20 protein-coding genes are annotated in these 20,692 nt (G+C 37.2%); 5 read left to right on the top strand and 15 right to left on the bottom strand.

The features are described 5' to 3' along the window. Nucleotides 1-116 precede the first annotated feature (116 nt). The 14 genes from BTR25_RS00810 to BTR25_RS00745 all read right to left on the bottom strand — a co-directional run bounded on the left by BTR25_RS00810 (nucleotide 117) and on the right by BTR25_RS00745 (nucleotide 13,971). The gene (locus BTR25_RS00810) at nucleotides 117-776 is read right to left on the bottom strand and encodes a potassium channel family protein (protein ID WP_075685168.1); all 660 of its coding nucleotides are present in this window, start codon (nucleotides 774-776) and stop codon (nucleotides 117-119) included. Between the two features lie 72 nt (nucleotides 777-848). Beyond that, the gene (locus BTR25_RS00805; RefSeq protein ID WP_075685166.1) at nucleotides 849-1,772 is read right to left on the bottom strand and encodes a DUF4349 domain-containing protein; all 924 of its coding nucleotides are present in this window, start codon (nucleotides 1,770-1,772) and stop codon (nucleotides 849-851) included. A gap of 86 nt (nucleotides 1,773-1,858) precedes the next feature. Continuing rightward, nucleotides 1,859-3,679: an ABC transporter ATP-binding protein gene (locus BTR25_RS00800; protein ID WP_075685164.1), complete on the bottom strand. Its 1,821-nt coding sequence runs from the start codon at nucleotides 3,677-3,679 to the stop codon at nucleotides 1,859-1,861. A 14-nt stretch (nucleotides 3,680-3,693) separates the two neighbouring features. Further along, nucleotides 3,694-5,448 carry an ABC transporter ATP-binding protein gene (locus tag BTR25_RS00795; protein WP_075685162.1) on the bottom strand — a complete coding sequence of 585 codons (1,755 nt, stop codon included), beginning with the start codon at nucleotides 5,446-5,448 and terminating at the stop codon, nucleotides 3,694-3,696. Between the two features lie 151 nt (nucleotides 5,449-5,599). After that, nucleotides 5,600-6,055: a TlpA disulfide reductase family protein gene (locus BTR25_RS00790; protein ID WP_075685160.1), complete on the bottom strand. Its 456-nt coding sequence runs from the start codon at nucleotides 6,053-6,055 to the stop codon at nucleotides 5,600-5,602. A gap of 63 nt (nucleotides 6,056-6,118) precedes the next feature. Beyond that, complete coding sequence (locus BTR25_RS00785) at nucleotides 6,119-6,661, bottom strand: peroxiredoxin (protein WP_075685158.1); 543 nt, start codon at nucleotides 6,659-6,661, stop codon at nucleotides 6,119-6,121. A gap of 174 nt (nucleotides 6,662-6,835) precedes the next feature. Further along, nucleotides 6,836-7,954 carry an N-acetyldiaminopimelate deacetylase gene (locus BTR25_RS00780; RefSeq protein WP_075685156.1) on the bottom strand — a complete coding sequence of 373 codons (1,119 nt, stop codon included), beginning with the start codon at nucleotides 7,952-7,954 and terminating at the stop codon, nucleotides 6,836-6,838. Between the two features lie 58 nt (nucleotides 7,955-8,012). After that, nucleotides 8,013-8,723, bottom strand: a complete 711-nt coding sequence (gene dapD / locus BTR25_RS00775; RefSeq protein WP_075685154.1) for a 2,3,4,5-tetrahydropyridine-2,6-dicarboxylate N-acetyltransferase — start codon at nucleotides 8,721-8,723, stop codon at nucleotides 8,013-8,015. A gap of 72 nt (nucleotides 8,724-8,795) precedes the next feature. Further along, nucleotides 8,796-9,677 carry a transcriptional regulator CcpC gene (locus BTR25_RS00770; RefSeq protein WP_075685152.1) on the bottom strand — a complete coding sequence of 294 codons (882 nt, stop codon included), beginning with the start codon at nucleotides 9,675-9,677 and terminating at the stop codon, nucleotides 8,796-8,798. A 14-nt stretch (nucleotides 9,678-9,691) separates the two neighbouring features. Further along, nucleotides 9,692-11,140, bottom strand: a complete 1,449-nt coding sequence (locus tag BTR25_RS00765; RefSeq protein WP_083652220.1) for an MDR family MFS transporter — start codon at nucleotides 11,138-11,140, stop codon at nucleotides 9,692-9,694. Nucleotides 11,141-11,278: 138 nt separating this feature from the next. After that, on the bottom strand, nucleotides 11,279-11,710 hold the full coding sequence (gene cbpB, locus BTR25_RS00760; protein WP_075685150.1) for a cyclic-di-AMP-binding protein CbpB: 432 nt from the start codon (nucleotides 11,708-11,710) through the stop codon (nucleotides 11,279-11,281). A gap of 235 nt (nucleotides 11,711-11,945) precedes the next feature. Beyond that, nucleotides 11,946-12,182, bottom strand: coding sequence for a YkuJ family protein (locus BTR25_RS00755; protein ID WP_075685148.1), 237 nt, complete (start codon nucleotides 12,180-12,182; stop codon nucleotides 11,946-11,948). 273 nt (nucleotides 12,183-12,455) lie between these two features. Continuing rightward, nucleotides 12,456-12,692, bottom strand: a complete 237-nt coding sequence (locus tag BTR25_RS00750; RefSeq protein WP_075685146.1) for a hypothetical protein — start codon at nucleotides 12,690-12,692, stop codon at nucleotides 12,456-12,458. Between the two features lie 67 nt (nucleotides 12,693-12,759). After that, nucleotides 12,760-13,971, bottom strand: a complete 1,212-nt coding sequence (locus BTR25_RS00745) for an EAL domain-containing protein (protein ID WP_075685144.1) — start codon at nucleotides 13,969-13,971, stop codon at nucleotides 12,760-12,762. 208 nt (nucleotides 13,972-14,179) lie between these two features. On the opposite strand from BTR25_RS00745, the gene BTR25_RS00740 reads away from it, so the two are divergent. Both BTR25_RS00740 and BTR25_RS00735 read left to right on the top strand, forming a co-directional pair. Beyond that, the gene (locus tag BTR25_RS00740) at nucleotides 14,180-15,004 is read left to right on the top strand and encodes a C39 family peptidase (RefSeq protein WP_075685142.1); all 825 of its coding nucleotides are present in this window, start codon (nucleotides 14,180-14,182) and stop codon (nucleotides 15,002-15,004) included. A gap of 187 nt (nucleotides 15,005-15,191) precedes the next feature. Further along, nucleotides 15,192-16,064: a metallophosphoesterase gene (locus tag BTR25_RS00735; protein ID WP_075685709.1), complete on the top strand. Its 873-nt coding sequence runs from the start codon at nucleotides 15,192-15,194 to the stop codon at nucleotides 16,062-16,064. 34 nt (nucleotides 16,065-16,098) lie between these two features. Here BTR25_RS00735 and BTR25_RS00730 read toward each other — a convergent pair whose 3' ends face one another. Further along, a complete protein-coding gene (locus tag BTR25_RS00730; RefSeq protein WP_075685140.1) occupies nucleotides 16,099-18,204 on the bottom strand; it encodes an EAL domain-containing protein in 2,106 nt (701 codons plus the stop codon). Between the two features lie 177 nt (nucleotides 18,205-18,381). Here BTR25_RS00730 and BTR25_RS00725 point away from each other — a divergent pair, with 177 nt between their 5' ends. The 3 genes from BTR25_RS00725 (at nucleotide 18,382) to BTR25_RS00715 (ending at nucleotide 20,671) form a co-directional block, all read left to right on the top strand. Then, a complete protein-coding gene (locus BTR25_RS00725) occupies nucleotides 18,382-18,864 on the top strand; it encodes a YkyB family protein (RefSeq protein ID WP_075685138.1) in 483 nt (160 codons plus the stop codon). A 314-nt stretch (nucleotides 18,865-19,178) separates the two neighbouring features. After that, nucleotides 19,179-19,376, top strand: a complete 198-nt coding sequence (locus BTR25_RS00720) for a hypothetical protein (protein WP_075685136.1) — start codon at nucleotides 19,179-19,181, stop codon at nucleotides 19,374-19,376. Between the two features lie 143 nt (nucleotides 19,377-19,519). After that, nucleotides 19,520-20,671 carry an aminotransferase A gene (locus BTR25_RS00715; RefSeq protein WP_075685134.1) on the top strand — a complete coding sequence of 384 codons (1,152 nt, stop codon included), beginning with the start codon at nucleotides 19,520-19,522 and terminating at the stop codon, nucleotides 20,669-20,671. Nucleotides 20,672-20,692: the final 21 nt, after the last annotated feature.

The following is a 20,692-nucleotide window of genomic DNA, read 5'->3' as shown; positions in this document are numbered from 1 at the left end:
CTTCAGCACCTAGGAGCTCGGGTCATAAGCCATTCCGGCATGAAGGTTGAGGGCAACCTTCCTCCCGGCCCATCTTATGCCTGTCGCTCCTGGCATAGGCGCTTCCGCTTTTCTATTTAACTCATTACTTTTCTTTCGAAGCGATCAATATCATCATCGGTACCGATCACAATGAGTACATCATTGACACGGATTTCCTCATTTGCCTTCGGTGAAACAATAATATCTAAGCCTCTTTTTATGGCAACAATGTTCAAGCCGTATTTCTTACGAATATCTAAGTCAATGATGGTATGGCCACTAACTTTGGTATTTGCCACAATTTCAACAATACTATGCTCATCCGATAATTCCAGATAATCTAATACACTGCTAGAGGCCATATTATGAGCGATTCTTCTTCCCATATCCCTTTCAGGATGGACCACTTTATCAGCACCAATCTTAACAAGGACCTTTTCATGGTAATCATTTTGAGCCTTTACTGTAATATGAGGGACACCCAGCTCTTTTAACATGAGAGTCGTTAAGATACTTGATTGAATATCATCACCAATAGCAACAATAACATGATCGAAATTACGGATTCCAAGGCTCTTTAGTACTGCCTCATCCGTCGTATCACCAACTGCAGCGTGCGACGCGATCATGGCGAAATTGTTTACTCTCTCTTCATTTTTATCAATCGCTAATACTTCATACCCTTCTTCAGAGAGTGTCCGGCATATACTGCCTCCAAATCGACCAAGGCCAATTACTGCAAAACTTTTCTTCATAAAAACTCCCCCAGAAAATATCAGTTAACCCTTATTATATTAGCATATCACAATCATTTTTATATAGACTAATTATTCCTGACTATTTCTCTTCGTAAGCTTTCTTAGAAATCGGTAAGTCAAATAACCAATAATTGTAAGTATAATCAAAATAGGCAAGTTACCAATAATAAAAACAACGAAACCTGATAAAGCAGCCAATAGAAAGTTTGTACTCTCCATAAATTGCTTTTTTGTTTTCTCCCATGTATTTAAATTATCATCCTCTATTTTAGGAATGATTACTTTATTCTCGTAAAGGGAGATAGTAATGGTTGAAAAGGAAGTTTGATTTTCTAGAAACTTCATTCTACCTTGAACTCGCTCTATTTCTTCTTGTACCGCAGCAAGATCAGCCGAGATTTTCAACAAATCTTCTGTCTTAGTAGCAGATTCCATAAAGGAGATTAACCGCTCTTCGACTATCCGTTTAGACTTTAATCTAGCTTCTAGGTCCACATATTCTTCCGTAACATCTGTTCCCGTAATATTACGTTGCAAAACTTCAGCAGCGTAACCCTCTGCATCATGAAGAAAAGCTTGAAAATGTTTTTGCGGAATCCGAATAATAATACTGCCGCTAACCTGCTCTTCTCCATTTTTTGCAACATTTGATTGGGCAATATAACCATCATATTTAGTTACTTGTTCTTCTAGGCTTTGTAAAGTTTGTTCAAATTTTTTCACCCTTAGGTGCAGATCTGCCTGATAAATAACCATTTGATTTGGAACTGCTAAACTCTCTTCATTTCCGGTTGTCGCTACATTTCTAGTTTCAGCTTCAACAACAGACTTTTCTTGAGAGCCAAACTGTGCAGAATCCATTGCTTCACCTTTATCAGCATTCATTTCACTCATTTTTGCGCTATCATTTCCATTATTGGAACTGCATGCTGCAAGAAAAAGCACAATGGAGATCAATAGGACAGATAGATACCACCTTATTCTATTTTTCAAATCCGACACCCCTTTTTCTCTTTTATCTATATGACGATAAAAAAAGCTGTTGGTTACAAAAAAAGAAAAAACAGCCTTGGGCTGTTTTATCCTGTCCTTAGCATATTGAATTGGGCTTTGACTAATTGATAATATTCGCCTTTTTCTTCCATTAATTCTGAATGATTTCCTCGTTCAATGATCTCTCCATGGTCTAACACGATGATTTGCTCGGCATCACGAATCGTTGAAAGACGATGAGCAATAATAATAGCCGTACGCCCGTTTAATAAGGTCTTAAGTGCTGTCTGAATTTGCACTTCCGTTTCTGTGTCTATACTAGCTGTAGCTTCATCTAATATTAAGATACGTGGGTTAGCTAGTAATGCCCTAGCAAAAGATAGCAATTGCCTTTCACCTACTGAAAGAATATTTCCTCTCTCTTCTACTTCTGTAAAATACCCATTTTCCATTTGATTAATAAACTGATGTGCTCCAACTGCCTTCGCTGCTACCATAACCTCATCATCCGTTGCATCCGGTCTTCCAAAACGAATATTCTCAATAATCGTCCCTGAAAAAATAAAGGTATCCTGTAATACCACACTAATTTGCTGTCTTAAAGATTTTAATGAAAGATCACGAATATCATGGTTATCAATTAGCACACGCCCAGAAGTTGGGTCATAAAAGCGGCTGATCAGGTTCGCAATCGTTGTCTTCCCAGAACCTGTATGCCCAACCAAGGCTGCCGTTTGGCCCGCCTTAATTTCCAAACTAATCTCTTTTAAGGCCGTTCTGTTTGTATCATAGGAAAATACAACATTTTCAAACTGGATTCTCCCTTCGATTTCAGGAAGTTCTTTTGCACGGTTACTCTCTGAAACAATAGGTTTCTCGTCTAGAAATTCAAAGATTCGCTCAGAAGAGGCCATTCCCATCAACAGCTGATTATAAACTTGACCTAAACGGGATATCGGCTCCCAAAACATTCCTAAATAAAATGCGAAGGATACAAACACTCCAATAGTGATTGATTCCTGCTGAATTAAATGAGCACCAAACCAGATTAAGACGGCGGTTCCGAGAGCATTTGTTATTTCTACTAATGGTCGAAACATAGCGTTTTTTTGTGAGGCTTCTCTCCAACTTTCAAAATTCTCATGGTTTACACCTTCAAAGAATTCAATATTTTCTTTTTCCTGTGTAAATGACTGGGTAACGCGTATTCCTTGAATACTTTCATTTAAATGTGAGTTAAGCTTCGATTGCTTTGATCGTACCGTTTGCCAAGAACGGCGAATTTTTTTACGTAAGCTTGTTGAAATAAAAAACATAATTGGCAAAATAATCATAACTGCTAAGGTTAATGATGGACTCAGAGAGAATAATACCGTAAAAATACCAATCAGCAGCAAAGTATCCATTAATGAATTAACAACACCATTAGTAAATAACTCTTGAAGTGAATTAATATCATTCATGATACGGACTAAAATAGAGCCCCCTGAGCGCTGGTCAAAAAAACGATGTGAAAGATTCTGGACATGTGTAAACAGATGCTTTCTAATATCGTATATCACCCCTTGACCTAAGGCATTCATCCACCTGATTCTTAATATATTCGCCCCGTATGAGATACCATAAAGGACCGCAATAACCAGGACCAAAAGAATAAGCAATTCCGTATCTTTATTAACAATCGCTTTATCCAATGTATAAACACCTATTAATATTGGGATAATTAACCGCACTGCAGTAGTTACTATGACCATCAGGATAGAAAGTGGCAGCAGCTTTCCTTTGTAGGGTTTTAGATAGCTAAAAAGTCTCACCATTTGTTCCCAGTTAAAGGGCTTATCAATGACTTGGTCTGTTGAATAGTGAAATCTTTTTAAGATATTACTAGTTGCTTTTTTTCGGTTCACACCGTGTTCCCCCCTTAACTTATTTTGGAAGCAAGAACTGCTTTTTGATCTTTAAATTGAATCTCGAAAATGCGTTGATAAGGACCATTTTTCACTATTAATTCTTCATGCTTTCCTCTTTCTGTTATTGTGCCATCTTCCAGAACAATAATTTCATCAGCATGCTTTAAAGAGGAAATACGATGGGCAATAATAAATGTCGTTCGGCCCTTCATTACTTCATTCAAGGCCTTTTGGATATTCATTTCAGTCTCCATATCAACAGCACTTGTGGCATCATCTAATATTAGAATGCTCGGATCAACACAAATAGCTCGAGCTATCGCAATCCTTTGTTTTTGTCCTCCTGATAACCCCATCCCTCTTTCTCCTAGAACGGTGTCATAGCCCTCAGGTAGTTCCATTATAAAATCGTGAGCCTGGGCCCGTTTCGCGGCATCAATAATTCGTTCTAATGATGCATCGGGCCGGCCATACGAGATATTCTCTTTGATCGTAGTTGAAAACAAGAATGATTCCTGCAGAACGAAACCAACATTTCCTCTTAAGGTGTGAAGAGCATATTGGTTAATAGATTTCCCATCCATGAGAATCTCGCCACTGCTAGGTTCATAAAATCTAGTTATCAGCTGAGTAATGCTCGTTTTCCCTGACCCAGTTGCACCAATCAATCCAATGACTTTTCCTTTTTCGGCACGAAAGCTAACATCATATAGTGCATCCTTTGGTTCGTTTTTATAACGAAGTGTCACATGTTTAAATTCTACTTCCCCGTCCAAACGCTCATTATTGATTAAATTAACCTTCTGATTGATATCTCCTTCTGCTTCTAAAACCTCAAGCAGTCTCTCTCCAGAGGCCTTAGATTGTGAGAATAAATTGATGACAAAGCCAAGGTTTACAATCGGCCATATGATATACCACAAAAGACTGTAGAATGCTACTAACTCTCCGGGTTGAAGCGACTCATTCATTACAAGATAACCACCATAGCCCAACAGCAGAACAACACTAATATTCCCTATTAGCTCCATTAGCGGAAAGTACTTTGCCCATATTGATGACGTAGACAAGTATTTATCCTTATAGTCAGAATTTGAATGGTTGAATTTCTGAATTTCAAAGTCTTCTCTTGAAAGTGACTTAACCGTATTAATACCACTTATACTTTCTTGTACTTTTGTGTTCAATTTCCCAAATGATTCACGGATCTCTCGAAAGGCAGGGTGAACAGCTCGATCGAATTTGTATACCACTACGGCTAAAAAGGGAAGCGTAATAAGTGTAACGATGGTTAAGGGAATGGAATAATAAAACATAACTCCGCAGCTAATAACAATTAGCAGCAGGAAACGAATTAACTCCGCAAAGCCAAAGGATAAAAAAAACCGAAACCCCTCAACATCTGCAGTTAAACGAGACATTAAATCTCCTGTTTTTGCATTATCATAGTATTTAAAAGACAGGAATTGTAGTTTCTCATATAATGTGTTTCGCAGCTTATACACAGAAGTTATCCCAAATAAGTCGCCTGTGTATTGATGAATATATGTAGCAGCCCCTTTCAAAATCATAATGAAAATGAATCCTAAAGCTAAGTATGGAATCCAATGATAGTTACCTTTTAATACTACTTCGTCAATCGTGAGCTGTAATATAATCGGATATACTACCGTAATTACCGTTAGAAATAATAAAAAGATGATTGAGTATACAAAGTATTTCCTAAAAGGCCAGTAGTAAGGTTTCAATTTTTTAAATGTATCCATATTTTTCCCCTTTCCTTACTATTATAAATTTTTTGAATTAACACATAATAATTAATATATCGGGTTTCGAAATATTTTTCTACCCTTTTATTAAAAATTTCCAAATAAAAAACTGCTCGTTATAAAAACGAACAGTTTTAGATATAATTGCTTATTCCGTTTTTTCTAGTTCGTCTAGGACGCGGTTTACTCTTTTTTCGAGCATTTTCATGCCGCTTCCGCCTGCTTGGAAGTGACGAAGCTTACCTTCACGGTCGAACACGTAATAGGCAGGTACGTATTGGTTTTCAAAGACATCAGCTAACTTATGCTCACTATCCACAAAAATAGGCTGGGTAATTCCATGTTCTGCTGCAACCTCTTTAATCGAATCAAGCTTCAGATCCTCTTCTGATCTTGGCATATGAACGGCAATCACATTAAGTTTATCTTGGTAATCATCGCGGAATTGATTCACCTGCGGCATTGCTTCCTTACATAAGTAACAGCTTACTGACCAGAAATGAATAAGTGTTGGTTTCTCTCCAACTAAATCTTCTCTAGTTACTTCACCATTCAACCATTCAACAGCACCCGTTAATTCCGGCATCAGCTCACGTAACTTCATTTCAGTTCCTCCTATTAAAAAGACCTAACACTTACCGGTTAGGTCTAGCTTTTTTAATTATTATTAAAGTGTAGCTTGTCCTGGCTTCCAGTTGGCCGGGCAAAGTCCGCCTGTTTGTAATGCTTGTAGCACACGCAATGTTTCATCAACATCACGGCCAATATTGTTATGATTAACGACAGAGTACATTAACTCACCCTCAGGGCTGATGATGAACAAGCCGCGAAGGGCAATACCTTCTTCTTCGATTAAAACTCCGTAATCGCGAGATACCACGTGATTTGTATCTGCAGCCAGCGGATAATGTAAATCGCCAAGACCGTTGTCCTTGCGATCTGTTTTAATCCAAGCAAGGTGTGTGTGAATAGTATCTGTTGATACACCAATTACTTCTGCATCAAGGTCCTCAAATTCATCATAACGATCAGACAATGCTGTAATTTCTGTTGGACAAACAAATGTAAAATCCATTGGATAGAAGAACAATACTGTCCACTTATCATTTTTCATAATTTCTTCAAGACTAACTTTTTTAAATTCTTTGTTTGGCATAACTGCGTCCATTTCAAAGCGTGGAGCTTGTTTACCTACCATACGTTCTGGCATTCTAATCCCTCCAAATAGTCATTTAAGATATGTATAGCATCTTCTTTGCTATCCTTTTCACAATAATCAAGTTTACCCTTTTTTCTTCCAGAATAAACGACGAATTCTAACATCCTTCGCTATTTAAGTTTATCATTATAAGATGGAGGAACAAAATAAAATGACTTATCGCCTCTAATTTCCTCTATAGGTAAAATAGCTTGTTACAGCTTTTATTGCAACACCAATTGAATCTTCATTTGGATTTAACTTTGCATGGTGGAGACCAAACTCTGAGTCAACCCCCAGCCAAAACATGAAACCTGGTACTTCTTTTAACATATAACCAAAGTCTTCTCCAGTCATTGCTTCTCTACACTCTATGAGATTAAACTCTGTTTCTTTTTGGATATATTCCATAAATTCTCTTGTTAACTGCTCGTTATTATAAACTTGATGATACATAGCACCATAGTCAACTGTGACTTCACATTCATAACCTGCCTTAATTCCACTAACAAGTGCATTTATCCGCTTTTTAACTTTATCCATTGAATCGGGAGATAAGGTCCTGATTGTCCCTTCAAGCCTAGCAGTTTCAGCTATTATATTTTGGACTGTCCCCCCTGTAATTTTTCCGATTGTCACAACTGCACTATCTAGAGGGTCTACATTCCTAGAAACAACTGTTTGCAGCTGATTAACTAATGTACATGCTGCCACAATCATATCGTTTGTTTGATGAGGATAGGCTGCATGGCCACCTTTACCCTTAAGGTCAATAAATAGTTCTGATGTATTAGCAAAAAGTAAACCCTCTTTTACAGCAATGGTACCGACGGGGTATTCAGGAGCAATATGAAGTGCGTAAATTTCATCTGGCTTCCACTCAACCATAACATCTGTGTTTAACATAGGTTCCGCTCCCCCAGGTCCTTCTTCTGCAGGCTGAAAAATAAACAAGAGGTGATTGTTAATTGGATTTTCGACAAAATGAGTGAGAACACCAAGAGCAATACTCATATGTAAATCATGCCCACAGGCATGCATACGATGTTGATGGGTTGAAACAAATTCTAATCCCGTTGCTTCCTCAATAGGCAGTCCATCTATGTCTGTTCGGTATCCGATTGTTTTACTAGGATTACTGCCAAATACCTTAACAAACAATCCTGTTTTCCATTTTTTAATTGAGAGGCGCTCTTGAGGCAATGATTCAAGATATGCTAATAAATAGGCTTGAGTCTTAAACTCCTGAAAACCAAGTTCTGGAATTCGATGTAAGTCACGACGAATTTTTACAAAGTGATTCACTTTTTTGCCTCCTTCTTAAAAAGAAAGCGTGGAAAATTCCCACGCTTTAAATAGTTTCTTATAATTGACGAAGTTCCTGCTTTATTTCGGTTTTGGATTTCGTTTTCTCATCGATATCCTTTATCTTACGAGCTGGTGTTCCTGCAACTACCGTATATGGTGCAACATCATCAATTACAATTGCCCCTGCAGCTACTACAGCACCCTTACCAACGGTAACACCTTCAAGTACAACAGCATTCGCCCCAATTACAACATCATCTTCAATGATAACTGGTTTTGCTGAAGGCGGTTCAATTACACCCGCTAAAACAGTACCTGCACCAATATGGCAGTTTTTTCCTACAGTTGCTCTTCCGCCAAGGACAACATTCATATCAATCATTGTTTTCTCACCAATGACTGCTCCGATATTAATGCTAGCGCCCATCATAATAACAGCATTATCACCGATTTCAACCTGGTCACGAATAATCGCACCCGGCTCAATTCTAGCATTAATATTTTTCGTATTTAATAATGGTATAGCTGAATTACGGCGATCGTTCTCAACAACATAATCCTCAATTTTCGCTTCATTTGCCTTTAAAACGGCACTAACTTCTGACCACTCACCGAAAACAACACCTGTATTTCCATTGATAAATACCTTTGCATCGCTGCCAAAGTCGATACCTTCTAAGTCACCTTTAACATAAACCTTTACAGGTGTCGATTTTTTACTGTTTTGAATAAAAGAAATAATCTCATTTGCATCCATCATTTTCATTATTTACAACCTCCACTATGTACTAAAAATACTTTAGCAAACAAAAGTAATGAAAACAAGAAAAAAATCCTCTTAATTTTCTAATTCAATATACTCTTTAACTAAGTCCACAAATGCCTGGACTTGTTTTAATTGAAACGATGATTCATAACCCAGAAGCCAAGTGTCTCGCTTTAACGCTTTTCCATTCTCATCCAGCAATGGAATTTTATAAATTTCTCTCTCTGTATTGTCTAACGTAATTCCAGGCAGAATTGAGTAACCTAAACCATTAAAGGTCATTTGTTTGCATGTTTCAATTTGATCGACCACGATTGTCCGCTTTGGTGCTGTCTTAAAGTTACGCATCCACCAGTCTTGAATTTCTTGATAATAATTTGAGTCACTCTTAAATTGAATAAAGGGCCTGTCGGTATTTAACACAAGTTCTGGCCGGGTTATTTCTCGATCAACTAAAAACAACGGGTCACTAAACAGGTTTATTTTAACCCCTTTCCATTCTGGTGTTCCACGGATAATCCCAATGTGCACTTGGTCATCATATAGACTTTTTAAGATATCACTGCTCCATCCGGTGACCAGTGAAATTTTCGCCTGTGGATAGGTGTCAATAAACTTTTTTAAAACTTGAGGCAGCCAATTTTGTCCTACTATGGAAGCAACCGCAATTTTAAGCGTCCCGGAAACTCCAGCTTGAAGAGAATCGATTGTTTCCCGAACTTTTTCCTCTCTGGCTATAACATCATTTACATACTGGATCACCAGCTCCCCAGCAGGAGTAAGTGAGAGTCCCTTTTGTGAACGGATAAATAATTTCGTACCCCACTCTTTCTCAATATTCTGCAGTCTTTGTGACAGTGCAGGTTGAGAAACAAATAGCCGTTCAGAAGCTTTCCGCATATTCATTTCTTGAGCTAAGACAGATAATAACTGATATTCTGATATCGAGGACATTTGTACATCCCCCTCTATTCAATTGACGTGCTTTTTTCTTTTTTAGGGATAAACAATATAAATATCATACTGACAAGTGCAAAGGTGAGTACAACATAATATACCCAATGGAGCGAGACCGTTAATCCATCCTGGAGGACTGTACGGACAGGTTCTGGAAGTCTTGAACGTTCACCCTCTTTTAATAGCTGATTCGTGGAATCAATGGTTAACGTTGCTGTGGTCTTATGTTGATTTTCGGATAAATAAATAGCTAGACGATTATTTAGGATACCGCCTAATAAGGCCGCTCCGATTGTGTTCCCAAGGTTACGCATAAACATATTAGCTGCTGTAGCAATCCCTCTTTGCTCCCACCCTACGGTGCTTTGAATCGAAACAATAAAGGCAGTAGAGGTAAGTCCCATCCCAATACCAATTATAAAGGAACCGGCTGCCGCGTATATGGGCCCTGATGAGGACGACATGGTTACAAAAATAAGACTGCCCATAATCAATGCTGCTCCGCCAAAGAGAGATGTTATTCGGTATCCAATCTTTAACAACATTTTTCCAGAGAGTATGGAGGCAATTGGCCATCCTATAGACATGGCCGTTAACGTAAAGCCTGCTATAATAGGCGGCTGTTCCATCACGCCCTGAACAAAGGCAGGCAAGAAGCTAGAAATACCAATCAACATGATTCCGGTTGTTAAGGAAGTGATATTTGCGACAAAAATAGATTTTTCCTTCCAGATAGCAAATGGCATCAAAGGCTCCTTCGCTCGTCCTTCTTGAAAAACAAACCCAGTTATAGTAAGAGCAAATACACCGAAGAGAGATAAGACCTGCCAAGATCCCCAAGACCATCTTCCGCCACCTTCAACTAGCACAAATATCAAAGTGGAAATTGAAATAGTCAGAAGAATAGCTCCTATGTAATCAATATCATGTTTTTTCTTTTTAACATCTTCATGTAAATATAGCCAAAGTCCAACTAGCGACAATATACCCAAGGGAATATTGACCCAAAAGACATAATTCCAGCTCACATACTGGACTAGTAAGCCTCCTATTGCTGGGCCTGTAACAGCAGATATTCCCCAGACACTTGATAAGTACCCTTGTATTTTTGCTCTTTCCTCAGGAGAATAAATATCTCCAACAATGGTGGTAGCGATAGATGTAACCGCACCAGCACCAAACCCCTGAATGAATCGAAAAATAATGAGCATTTCCATCGAGGTAGCTAAACCACAAAGAATAGAACCAATTAAAAAAATAATGATTCCAAAGGAGAGAATTGGCTTTCTTCCGTATAAGTCAGATAACTTGCCATAAATTAAGACAGTGATCGAATTCATCAACAGGTATGCCGAAAAAACCCAGCTATAAAGTGTAAATCCACCTAAATCTGCTACAATTGCAGGCATTGCAGTGGATACAATAGTTGCTTCAATTGCTCCCATAAACATAGCCAGCATGATTGCTGCTAAAACTAGCGGCTTTTTCGTTTCTCTCCTTTTTAAACCTCCTGACGGGAAACTCACAGCCAACACCCATTTTCCTCAAAAAATAAGACAGCCCCCTATTGGGAGCCTCTACCTCATTTTTTTATATAGTCAGTTTACTGCTTTATTTAAATGGTTTAAAAGCGTACTTCGAGGTAAGATCCCTTCAAAGTAACCGTCTTCTGTTTCAACGCAAAGGAAGGGATGATTAACTAGCAGCTTTAGACAATCCTTGATAGAGGCTGTCACCTTTACACGTGGAACTGATTTATTCATCACTTCTTCCACTCGTTTTTTTTCAAGCTGCTCAAACTCAATCCGTTCTAGTCCCAATATAGAATCCATCATAATGGGTGTACTTATTAAACCATGAAGCTTATAACTTGGATCCAAGACTGGTATTGCAGTGTAACCACTTTTTGTTAAAACCAATAAGGCATGTTCCAAGTTATTCCCTATTTGAACATGTGCAACACGCTCAGAGGGTATCATTAATTTACGGATATCAATTTCTAAAAATTCCCCGCTGTGAAGATTAATCATCGCCGAAAACTCCTCAATGTTTGTTTTACCACATATTTATTCTATCACAGATTTAAAAGGACTGGGATAATTTATGGAACGTTACATAGGGAAAATTAAAGAAAACTCGCCGATTGGCGAGCCCGTAGGGCGAAGACAGAGGCGTAGTTGCCCTTATGCGTAATAGGAAAGTATAAAAATTCGTGAAATATTTTTATCTTTCCTATTAGCTAAAAAAAGGAACCATAAAGGTCCCTTACTGAATTAGATCAAAGATTTCAATAGTAATCATATCAACATTATCAAATTGATAACGCTTCGGCTTTTCCTTCTCATTATACACTTCTAATTCGAATGTCTCCGTCTTAGGATGAAAGGTTACCTGACATTTTCTTTCACCGTTAACCTCAAAATAACGTTGCGCGGGCTCTCCTCCACTAGACTGTTCTTGAAGGTTTTTTAATCGTGTTAATATACCTTGAAGCTGTGACATATGCTCCGTCTCCTTTCAAACACAAGCAAAATTTCTACTTTTATGTTTCTCTTTTAGCACATTTCTATCCTTATTGATTATTTCCATAAAGTATCGATTAGTCAATATGCCAATATTAAAAGAATAAAATAATGCTATCCATTTGTCCAAGTAAAAATGAAGAAAATGGGAAACTTTTTTTCATCCTTATTTTTTCCCCATCTACATTTTAATAAATATCAAGCAAACTTAGCCTTCTATCATTATAAAAAAAGGCCTCAATCCCTGAGACCATCAAAGAAAATTAGCCGCAACAAAAACAATAATTAAAAGAACCATGATAAAGAAAATAACATATGCCAAAAAAATGGGATTCTTAAGATAAATATGTTTTTGGATTGGTTTCTCAATTGCTGAATCTATTTCTCCTTCAACTGTTTTTTTTCTTTTGACGACTGACAAAGTATAGACAAGCGAAACCGCAAGAATTCCAACTACAACAATTGAAAGGGCATTTACAAAAAGGTTCATGAGCTTTTTTCTCCCTTAATATAGTTTATATTAAAATTCCACTCGATGAACTTTTCTATTCAAAATTTTATAACAGTCCCTCATGTTCAAACAGGTATTGAAATGGGATATCAATAAACAAATACTCTTCTGCATTTAACGGAAAGGAAAATGTGCGGATTGTTTCACCAGTTTCGATATCACTGTATACATCAGACAAGATTCCTTTCCGTTCATTTCTCATTTTTATGATATTCTCTAAAAAGTATGGACGCCAGCTCCAATTTTTTTGGATATATTCTGCTTGACTTACCCATCCGTTATTCCCTTTAATCATATTAGCAGACTTTTGGAATCCATCTTCATCGCAAACATACATTCTGAAGGCGATATCATTCATTTCTTTTACAAGTGCAGTAAATAGCTCTTCGTATTTAGCTTTTTTATTCTTTACAACAAGATCTTGAACTTTATTCTGAAAGAAATCGGCAGTTGAGTATATGGCTTCCAGTTTTCTCTTTTCATAGGAAATAAAATCATGAAATTTTTCTTTTAATCGGTTCTTTAAAAGCTGCCTTTCAATAAACTCTGCAGCTGGTGGCTGCAAATAGTAACCTTGATAATATCTACCTCCATGTTTCCAAGCAAATTGCAATTGGTAACTCATTTCAATATTTTCAAACAACAAAAAAGCACCAATTTTTCTTGCTAAAAGGGACAATGAAAACAGGACATCCTGGAAGTTTGTTCCTGTAGCATTTGATTTTAGAGCTTGGAGGTTAATCTTTATAATATCAGGGTTTAGCTGTCCAATTCGCTCAAAATAATTAGTATCACTATCAATACTGGTGATCGCAACCTTTATCCCATAAGTCCGGTAATAATGCAATAAATGATCAAGCTGATCCATATCTCCCTTATAGCTTCCTTCAGATATTTCTAGTACAATCCTCTTTAATTCAAGACCCTTTTTTTCGAAAGCCAACAGTTCATGTAAGAACGGTTCACCATCCCCATACATAAGTAAATCGGCATCTCGATTTAGATATATACCGACATCTTCATCAAGGCATAAAGCCTTCTCCAGAGCTTTTTTGACTAACAATAAATCAACTTCAAATTTATATTCCTCTGGTATCTGCTCGTCCTTAAAAAAGGGACCCAGACTTATCATGTTGTCATCAGTCTTATACCTGCCCAATACCTCATATGCAATAACTCTCTGTTCATCGGCACTGAAAATTGGCTGAAAAAAAGGAATGACATTTTCAAGATCCGACAGGATATCCAATGCATCCATTCGTGTACCCTCCAGAAAAGATTTTCCTCATTATACCATATCGTACTATACTGTACGCTTGAAGTGTCTTACTTGTTCATTACCAAAAGAATACCATCATACTGTGCATTAAACAATTGCATGATAGTAGTAAGTCCGAACCAGAAAAAATCAGAGTATTTTAATATGCCTAGGCTCGTTAACATACAAATGATTGGGGGCAAAAGGTTTGAAAAAACTTTGCTTTATGCTTATGTTCCTTCTTCTGTTTGGATGCAGTAATACAGAAACGGCATCAATTACAAAGCCGTCAACCAAGTCAGATAATCTAAAAAAAGAGCAAGCAGCAACACCACCTGAAAAGGTTAATCCAAAAACTCCCGAGGGGGAGGTTACTAATTTACCGCCTAAGCCAATGGCGAATGTAAAAAATACTACTGCTCCGGCAAACAAAAAGGAATCGATGATGCTAGATGTGGCACTCATTAAGCAGAATCCTGAACTAAGGTATGGTTGTGAAGTAACCAGCCTGGCGATGGTGTTAAACTATGCTGGAGTAAATACAAATAAAATGGAGCTATACCAGGCCGTCCGTAAGGACCTAGACCCACTAAAAAAGTCTAATACTGGAGATATCATAAGCTGGGGGAATCCAGCAGAAGGTTTTGTTGGGGATATGACAGGGAAAACAGCTGGTTATGCAGTTTTTGATAAACCTATGATCGACCTAATTAATCAAAAACTCCCCGGAAGAGCCGTTAATTTGACGAACCAGCCTTTTGATGCAGTATTAGATCATGTATCAAAAGGATTTCCAGTGGTTGTATGGACAACTGGTGATTATCGACTGCCAGACCGTTGGGAACAATGGAACCATGGAAGCCAAGTCATAAAAACGCCGCTCGATCTGCATGCAGTCGTTTTAGTTGGATATGACAAGGCAAATGTTTATTTAAATGATCCACTATCAGGTAAAAAGCAAGTAGCTGTCAACAAGGAAAGATTTATCGCCTCTTGGAAGGCGTTAGAAAGCCGTGCCGTTAGTTATCAATAACCTATAAGGGTAAAGCAGCCAAGTTGGCTGCTTTTATGTATGAATTCTTGTTTGAATGAATAATTAGTAAGGAAGACATTTTTCGAAAGTTTTAGTGTATTACTTGCTTTATGGAGTTTTTTTAAAGAAAATACGAAGTACAGCCTTAAAATATAGAAAAATATTGGAGATTGGTTGGTAGATGAGTATGCCAAAATTAACTCGAAGAACTTTCTTGAGACGCTTTCTCGGTTCCCTTCTGACCGTTCTCGGATTAGGTTCAGGAGGCTATTATTATGCTAATCGTATTGAACCGGCTCTACTTGAGATTAAATCATTTATTATGGAGCACCCTCAAATTCCCAAGAGCTTTGAAGAACTAAGAATTGTCCAATTTAGTGATACACATTTAGGTTTTCATTATGATATTATTCAATTCAAGAAATTGGTGCAGAAGATAAATAACTTGAGACCTGATATGATATTTTTTACTGGCGATTTACTAGACGAGCCTAATAAATTTGGTGGAATTAATCAGGTTGTTCTTATGTTACAGCAACTTGAGGCTCCCTTAGGAAAATTCTGTATATTCGGAAATCATGACCATGGTGGTTATGGTTCTGATATATATAAAAACATAATGGAAACAGCGAATTTTACCGTTTTATTAAACGAGTCCATTCAGATAGAAAGAGATGGCAGTTCTATCTCGCTAATTGGAATTGATGATCGGATGTTAGGCAGGCCAAACTTTGAATTGGCACAGAAAAAAGTCCCCGAAGATCATTTTAAAATTTTGCTCTCACACGCTCCAGATGTTGCCGATGAGGCTTCCCATTACGGGATTCATTGGCAATTAAGTGGACATAGTCATGGAGGGCAGGTGAAAATCCCATTTTTAGGGGCACTAGTTATTCCTCCCTATGCAAAAAAATATCCTGAAGGGTACTATTCCATTGGCGAGAATAGTCCATTACATTTGTATGTTAACAGAGGAATTGGCACCACCCGACTTCCGTTTCGGTTCTTAGCAAAACCTGAAATTACTGTTTTTACTCTCCAAACTGCCGTAAAAGAATAAACGATCCTTATCTAGAAATCTTGATAAGGATTGTTTAGATTTTCTCACAGAGATATCTTTTCTCAATTTCACTGGCTGAAATGGGTTTGGAGTAGTAATATCCCTGTATTTTATGACAATTTTCATTGGTAAGGAACTCAACTTGATTTACAGTTTCAACCCCTTCAGCGATTACCTCCATTCCGAGGCTTTGGCCCAAGTGAATGATCGTTGATGTAATAGCTGCCGCTTTATTATCAGTTAGAATATCTCGTATAAATGACTGATCGATTTTTAATACATCGATGGGGAATTGTTTCAAATAGTTTAGTGAAGAATAGCCTGTTCCAAAATCGTCAACAGCAATTGTGATTCCTAACTTTTTTAACTCCTTTAGAATTGGGATAGTTTCCTTCGTGTCATGCATTGCACCTTCAGTAATCTCAAACTCAAGTGAAGATGATTTAATTTTGTATTTTTCAATCATTGACCTAGTAATTTCTACTAGTTGATGCTGTTGGAACTGCTTTGCGGATATATTGACCGCTATACGGATGTTTTCATAACCAAATGCGTTCCAATTACTAATTTGTTCACACGCTTTATTAATTACCCAATTTCCAATTGGGATAATTAATCCTGTATCCTCTGCCAACGGTATAAATTCACTTGGAGAAATTTCTCCGAATTCCTCACTTTCCCAACGAATTAATGCTTCAAAACTTTGTACCTTCTTATCTTTAAGCTTTACCTGTGGTTGGTACAGTAATTTAAACTCATTTCTATCAAGCGCCTTCCTCAGTTGGGTTTCAAGCGTAACGACATTATTAGACCTAGAAGTCATTTCAGAACGATAAAATTGATAATGAGCTTTTCCTTTCTCTTTTACCCTGTATAATGCCTCATCTGCATTTTTTATCAGCATCTCAGCATCTTTTCCATCATTCGGGTACATGCTAATTCCAATACTAGGTGTAATATAATACTCGTTTGAATTAAAATAGAATGATTGAACAAATGCTGAAAAGATTCTCTGGACAAACAACACTGTACGCTTGCGGTCAATATTTAAAAGCAAAATCGAAAATTCATCTCCGCCTTGACGGTATACGTAACTATCTTCATTTTCAAGTTGTACAAGACGTTCGGCTACTCTCTTTAAAATTTCATCACCAGCCAAATGCCCTATTGAATCATTTATTTGTTTAAACCGATCAAGATCAATTGAGATTAATGCAAACTCCTTAAAACTATATGTAGTGAAGTTAATCTGCTCCGTTAGATGTTCGAGTAAGGCTCTTCTATTTAAGAGGCCTGTCAATTGGTCGTGAAAAGCCATAAATCGTATCGTATCCATATTCTTTGCCTGTTCTGATAAGTCCTTACAAATAACATATACACCGTTGATTTCTTCATGTATGACAATCGGGACTGTTTTAAGATGGACAATAAGTGATTGTCCTTTACTATGTATCAGTTTACAATCAAGTGATTCCAGCGCATAACCAGAACAAGTCTGCTCCAATTGATATTTAAACTTTTCTAAATCCTGGTCACTGATCAAATCGTAAATAGAGCGGTTTACAATTTGTTTTTCGCTATAGCCTGTCAATAGAGCTGCGGCAGGGTTGGCTTCATGTATTTTTCCTTCCATACTGATTGAGAATATTGCATCTAAATTATGATCGACTATTGATCGATATCTTTGCTCACTCTCTACAATTTTATTTTTTTCTACCAACCACTCTGTGATATCTCTCGTTACTGCAACAACGTAACTAATTTTCTTACACTCGTTATATACTGGAGTTAGGATTGTTTCACCGTAAATTTTTCTTCCTTCATGTAAATAAACATCATCGAAGGTGATGACATCTTTCTTCTTTAAAAGCTTTTCATATTTCTTTTTCAAGTGTAAGGCGAATGGAGGAGGAAGAACATCTTCCATCAGCTTGCCTATTGCTTCTAATGGAAGATTCGCTTTTTTTAGTCCCATTTCATTTGCAAAAATATAGCGAAAAGCAGGTCCCTTTTCAACCTTCATCACAAAAACCATGTCTTGGACATGTTGAAAAATTATATCAAAAATGATCTTTTGAATTTTACTGTTTACACTCTCAACTTCAATTTTATTAGTTGAATTTTCTTTGGAATGATCCATTCTATCATCCTTTTGACTTAAAAAGTTTTCATTTTTTACAATAATGTTTTTACTTTCTCTTGTTTCTATTTTACAATGAATTTGTTAGGAAGAAATAGAATTTATTGAAAATAATGATATTAAGTTAAACATCTACTTATCCCTTTGGTATTGAAAAATTTGAAAGGAGATCATAATTTGAAACACGATTCAAAACAACACCCCCTTGCAAATGGAACTACAACAATCGAAAACCTCGCACAAGCCGTTTTTATTGTAAACCGCCATGCCAAGGCAGCACCAAACCCAAAGTTATTATACAAATTAAAGCATGAAGCGCTAAAAAAGTTAATAGAGGAAGGAAAGGCAAAGAAAATCGGCCTCCATTTCTCTAAAAACCCACGAAACAGCCAGCAGCAATCCGATGTTCTTGTGGAGTGCGGTCGATATACATTTCATATACCTCCAATCAAGTCCGACTTTTCCGAACTTCCACATCTAGGTAAGTTAGATATTGGTATCAGAAATCCGAAAACCTCTCTTTCACTTAACCAAGCAAAATCAGTGTTACAAGCCTATACAGGTATCTCAGAGGTAAAGCCGCCTCCTTCTAATCACAAAAAAGGTCAGCACCCCTTCCAAAAACCAATTTTTAAAAAGTTAGGTGAAAGATACACTTAAAAGCCGAATACCGGCTTTTTTTACCGTCTAGGAAATTATTAATGGTCAGGATGTGGACAACGTTCTCTGCATCCTGCTCCAGCCCTAGCCTACCCCTCGATGTCATAAGCCACTCCTGAATAAGGCAAAGAACACTATCAGTTCAGGGTCGACTTATGCTTGTCGTGGCTGATCAAGGCGCTTGCGCTTTTGTTTTTTCTTCACAACTGTTTGATGATTTTGTGAACGTTAACACAACTATATAGACTCACAATACCGTCCTGTTTAAAATATGAAGTGAGAGAAAGTTAAATTTTAAAAGAGGTGCTTTATCCATGAGAGGGACAGCTATTCTTTTCCAGGAACAAAATATTACTTTTATTGAAGATGTGGATGTTGCCGTTTATGAAGAACTTAAAGAACAATGCGGTTGTGAAGATTGCAGCTGCAAGTTTATCGATAAACTTAAAGTCGGACCTGCCTCACCAGTTTTTTGGCACGAAGACGAAGTTGATTGGGACTATGGATACTAAATATTTACTTATTTGAACTATACTCTTAGAAAACAGCCTGATTTTAATACAGGCTGTTTTTAATTTTTCCTATAACTATTGTAGAATATTTCTGAAATTCTGTTTATAATCAGTAGTAATCGTTACATTGGAGGATGAACAAGGTGGAACATTTAATTAATTCCGAGGTTAAGGGAATAGAAGTATCAGGAATACGAAAATTTTACAATATGGTCTCCCATATAGAGGATTTAATTTCTTTAACAATTGGACAGCCTGATTTCCCTACACCAACCCATATCAAAAATGCCGCGATCCGGGCTATTGAAAACAACTTTACTTCCTATACACATAATGCAGGTACCCTAGAGCTAAGAACTGCCGCTTGTAATTTTGTCAGTAAAAAGTACCAGCTTGATTATAAACCAGAAGCCGAAATCATTGTTACAATAGGTGCCAGCGAGGCTATAGATATAACCTTTCGCACCATTCTAACTCAAGGATCAGAAGTAATCCTACCAGGACCGATTTATCCTGGCTATCAGCCGATCATTGAAATGTGCGGTGCGGTTCCGATTCACGTTGATATAAGAGAAAATGACTTTCGTTTTACTCTTGATATGATCAAACCCTACATAACTGAGAAGACGAGATGTATTGTATTTCCCTATCCGTCCAATCCCACTGGTGTAAGTCTAAATGAAGCTGAGCTTAAAGACATTGCAGACTATTTGGCTGACCGGAATATTTTCATACTTGCAGATGAAATTTACAGTGAACTCGTGTTTGACCAACCGCATGTATCAATTGCTAGTTTTTTAAAAGAAAAAACAATCGTAATCAATGGTCTATCCAAATCTCATTCGATGACAGGATGGAGAATAGGCTTTTTGTTTGCGCCAGAAAATATTACAAAGCATATTTTAAAGGTGCATCAATACAATGTCTCATGCGCAAACTCCATTGCACAAAAAGCAGCATTGGAAGCTTTAACAGTAGGGATTAATGATGCGGAAAGTATGAAAAAAGAGTATGCAATCAGAAGAGAATATGTTTATGACCGATTAACAAAAATAGGATTAAGCACCGTAAAACCTGATGGGGCTTTTTACTTTTTCGTTAAAATCCCTAACCGAATTCATTTGAATAGCTTTGACTTTTCCATTGATTTAGTTAATAAAGTTAAAGTAGCAGTAGTTCCTGGCAGTGCCTTTTCAGAATTTGGAGAAGGGTATTTTCGTTTATCCTTTGCTTGTTCCCTAGAAACACTTGAAAAAGGCCTAAATCGCATCGAACAATATTTTCAGGAATTGTAAAAAACAATCCCTTCACTTTTT

This window comes from Bacillus sp. MRMR6 (assembly GCF_001940785.1).
Taxonomy (GTDB): domain Bacteria; phylum Bacillota; class Bacilli; order Bacillales; family Cytobacillaceae; genus Neobacillus.
Note: the sequence above shows the minus strand (reverse complement) of the source record. Positions and strands in the feature narration are given on the sequence as shown.

What these genes read in the sequence shown, in the direction of transcription:
- BTR25_RS00720 (WP_075685136.1), top strand. Translation starts at nt 19,179, where the DNA reads ATGAGAGGGACAGCTATTCTTTTCCAGGAACAAAATATTACTTTTATT.
- BTR25_RS00785 (WP_075685158.1), bottom strand. Translation starts at nt 6,661, where the DNA reads ATGCCAGAACGTATGGTAGGTAAACAAGCTCCACGCTTTGAAATGGAC.
- BTR25_RS00755 (WP_075685148.1), bottom strand. Translation starts at nt 12,182, where the DNA reads ATGTCACAGCTTCAAGGTATATTAACACGATTAAAAAACCTTCAAGAA.
- cbpB (WP_075685150.1), bottom strand. Translation starts at nt 11,710, where the DNA reads ATGATTAATCTTCACAGCGGGGAATTTTTAGAAATTGATATCCGTAAA.
- BTR25_RS00745 (WP_075685144.1), bottom strand. Translation starts at nt 13,971, where the DNA reads ATGGATGCATTGGATATCCTGTCGGATCTTGAAAATGTCATTCCTTTT.
- dapD (WP_075685154.1), bottom strand. Translation starts at nt 8,723, where the DNA reads ATGAAAATGATGGATGCAAATGAGATTATTTCTTTTATTCAAAACAGT.
- BTR25_RS00735 (WP_075685709.1), top strand. Translation starts at nt 15,192, where the DNA reads ATGCCAAAATTAACTCGAAGAACTTTCTTGAGACGCTTTCTCGGTTCC.
- BTR25_RS00795 (WP_075685162.1), bottom strand. Translation starts at nt 5,448, where the DNA reads ATGGATACATTTAAAAAATTGAAACCTTACTACTGGCCTTTTAGGAAA.
- BTR25_RS00770 (WP_075685152.1), bottom strand. Translation starts at nt 9,677, where the DNA reads ATGTCCTCGATATCAGAATATCAGTTATTATCTGTCTTAGCTCAAGAA.
- BTR25_RS00765 (WP_083652220.1), bottom strand. Translation starts at nt 11,140, where the DNA reads ATGCTGGCTATGTTTATGGGAGCAATTGAAGCAACTATTGTATCCACT.
- BTR25_RS00730 (WP_075685140.1), bottom strand. Translation starts at nt 18,204, where the DNA reads ATGGATCATTCCAAAGAAAATTCAACTAATAAAATTGAAGTTGAGAGT.
- BTR25_RS00810 (WP_075685168.1), bottom strand. Translation starts at nt 776, where the DNA reads ATGAAGAAAAGTTTTGCAGTAATTGGCCTTGGTCGATTTGGAGGCAGT.
- BTR25_RS00790 (WP_075685160.1), bottom strand. Translation starts at nt 6,055, where the DNA reads ATGAAGTTACGTGAGCTGATGCCGGAATTAACGGGTGCTGTTGAATGG.
- BTR25_RS00750 (WP_075685146.1), bottom strand. Translation starts at nt 12,692, where the DNA reads ATGAACCTTTTTGTAAATGCCCTTTCAATTGTTGTAGTTGGAATTCTT.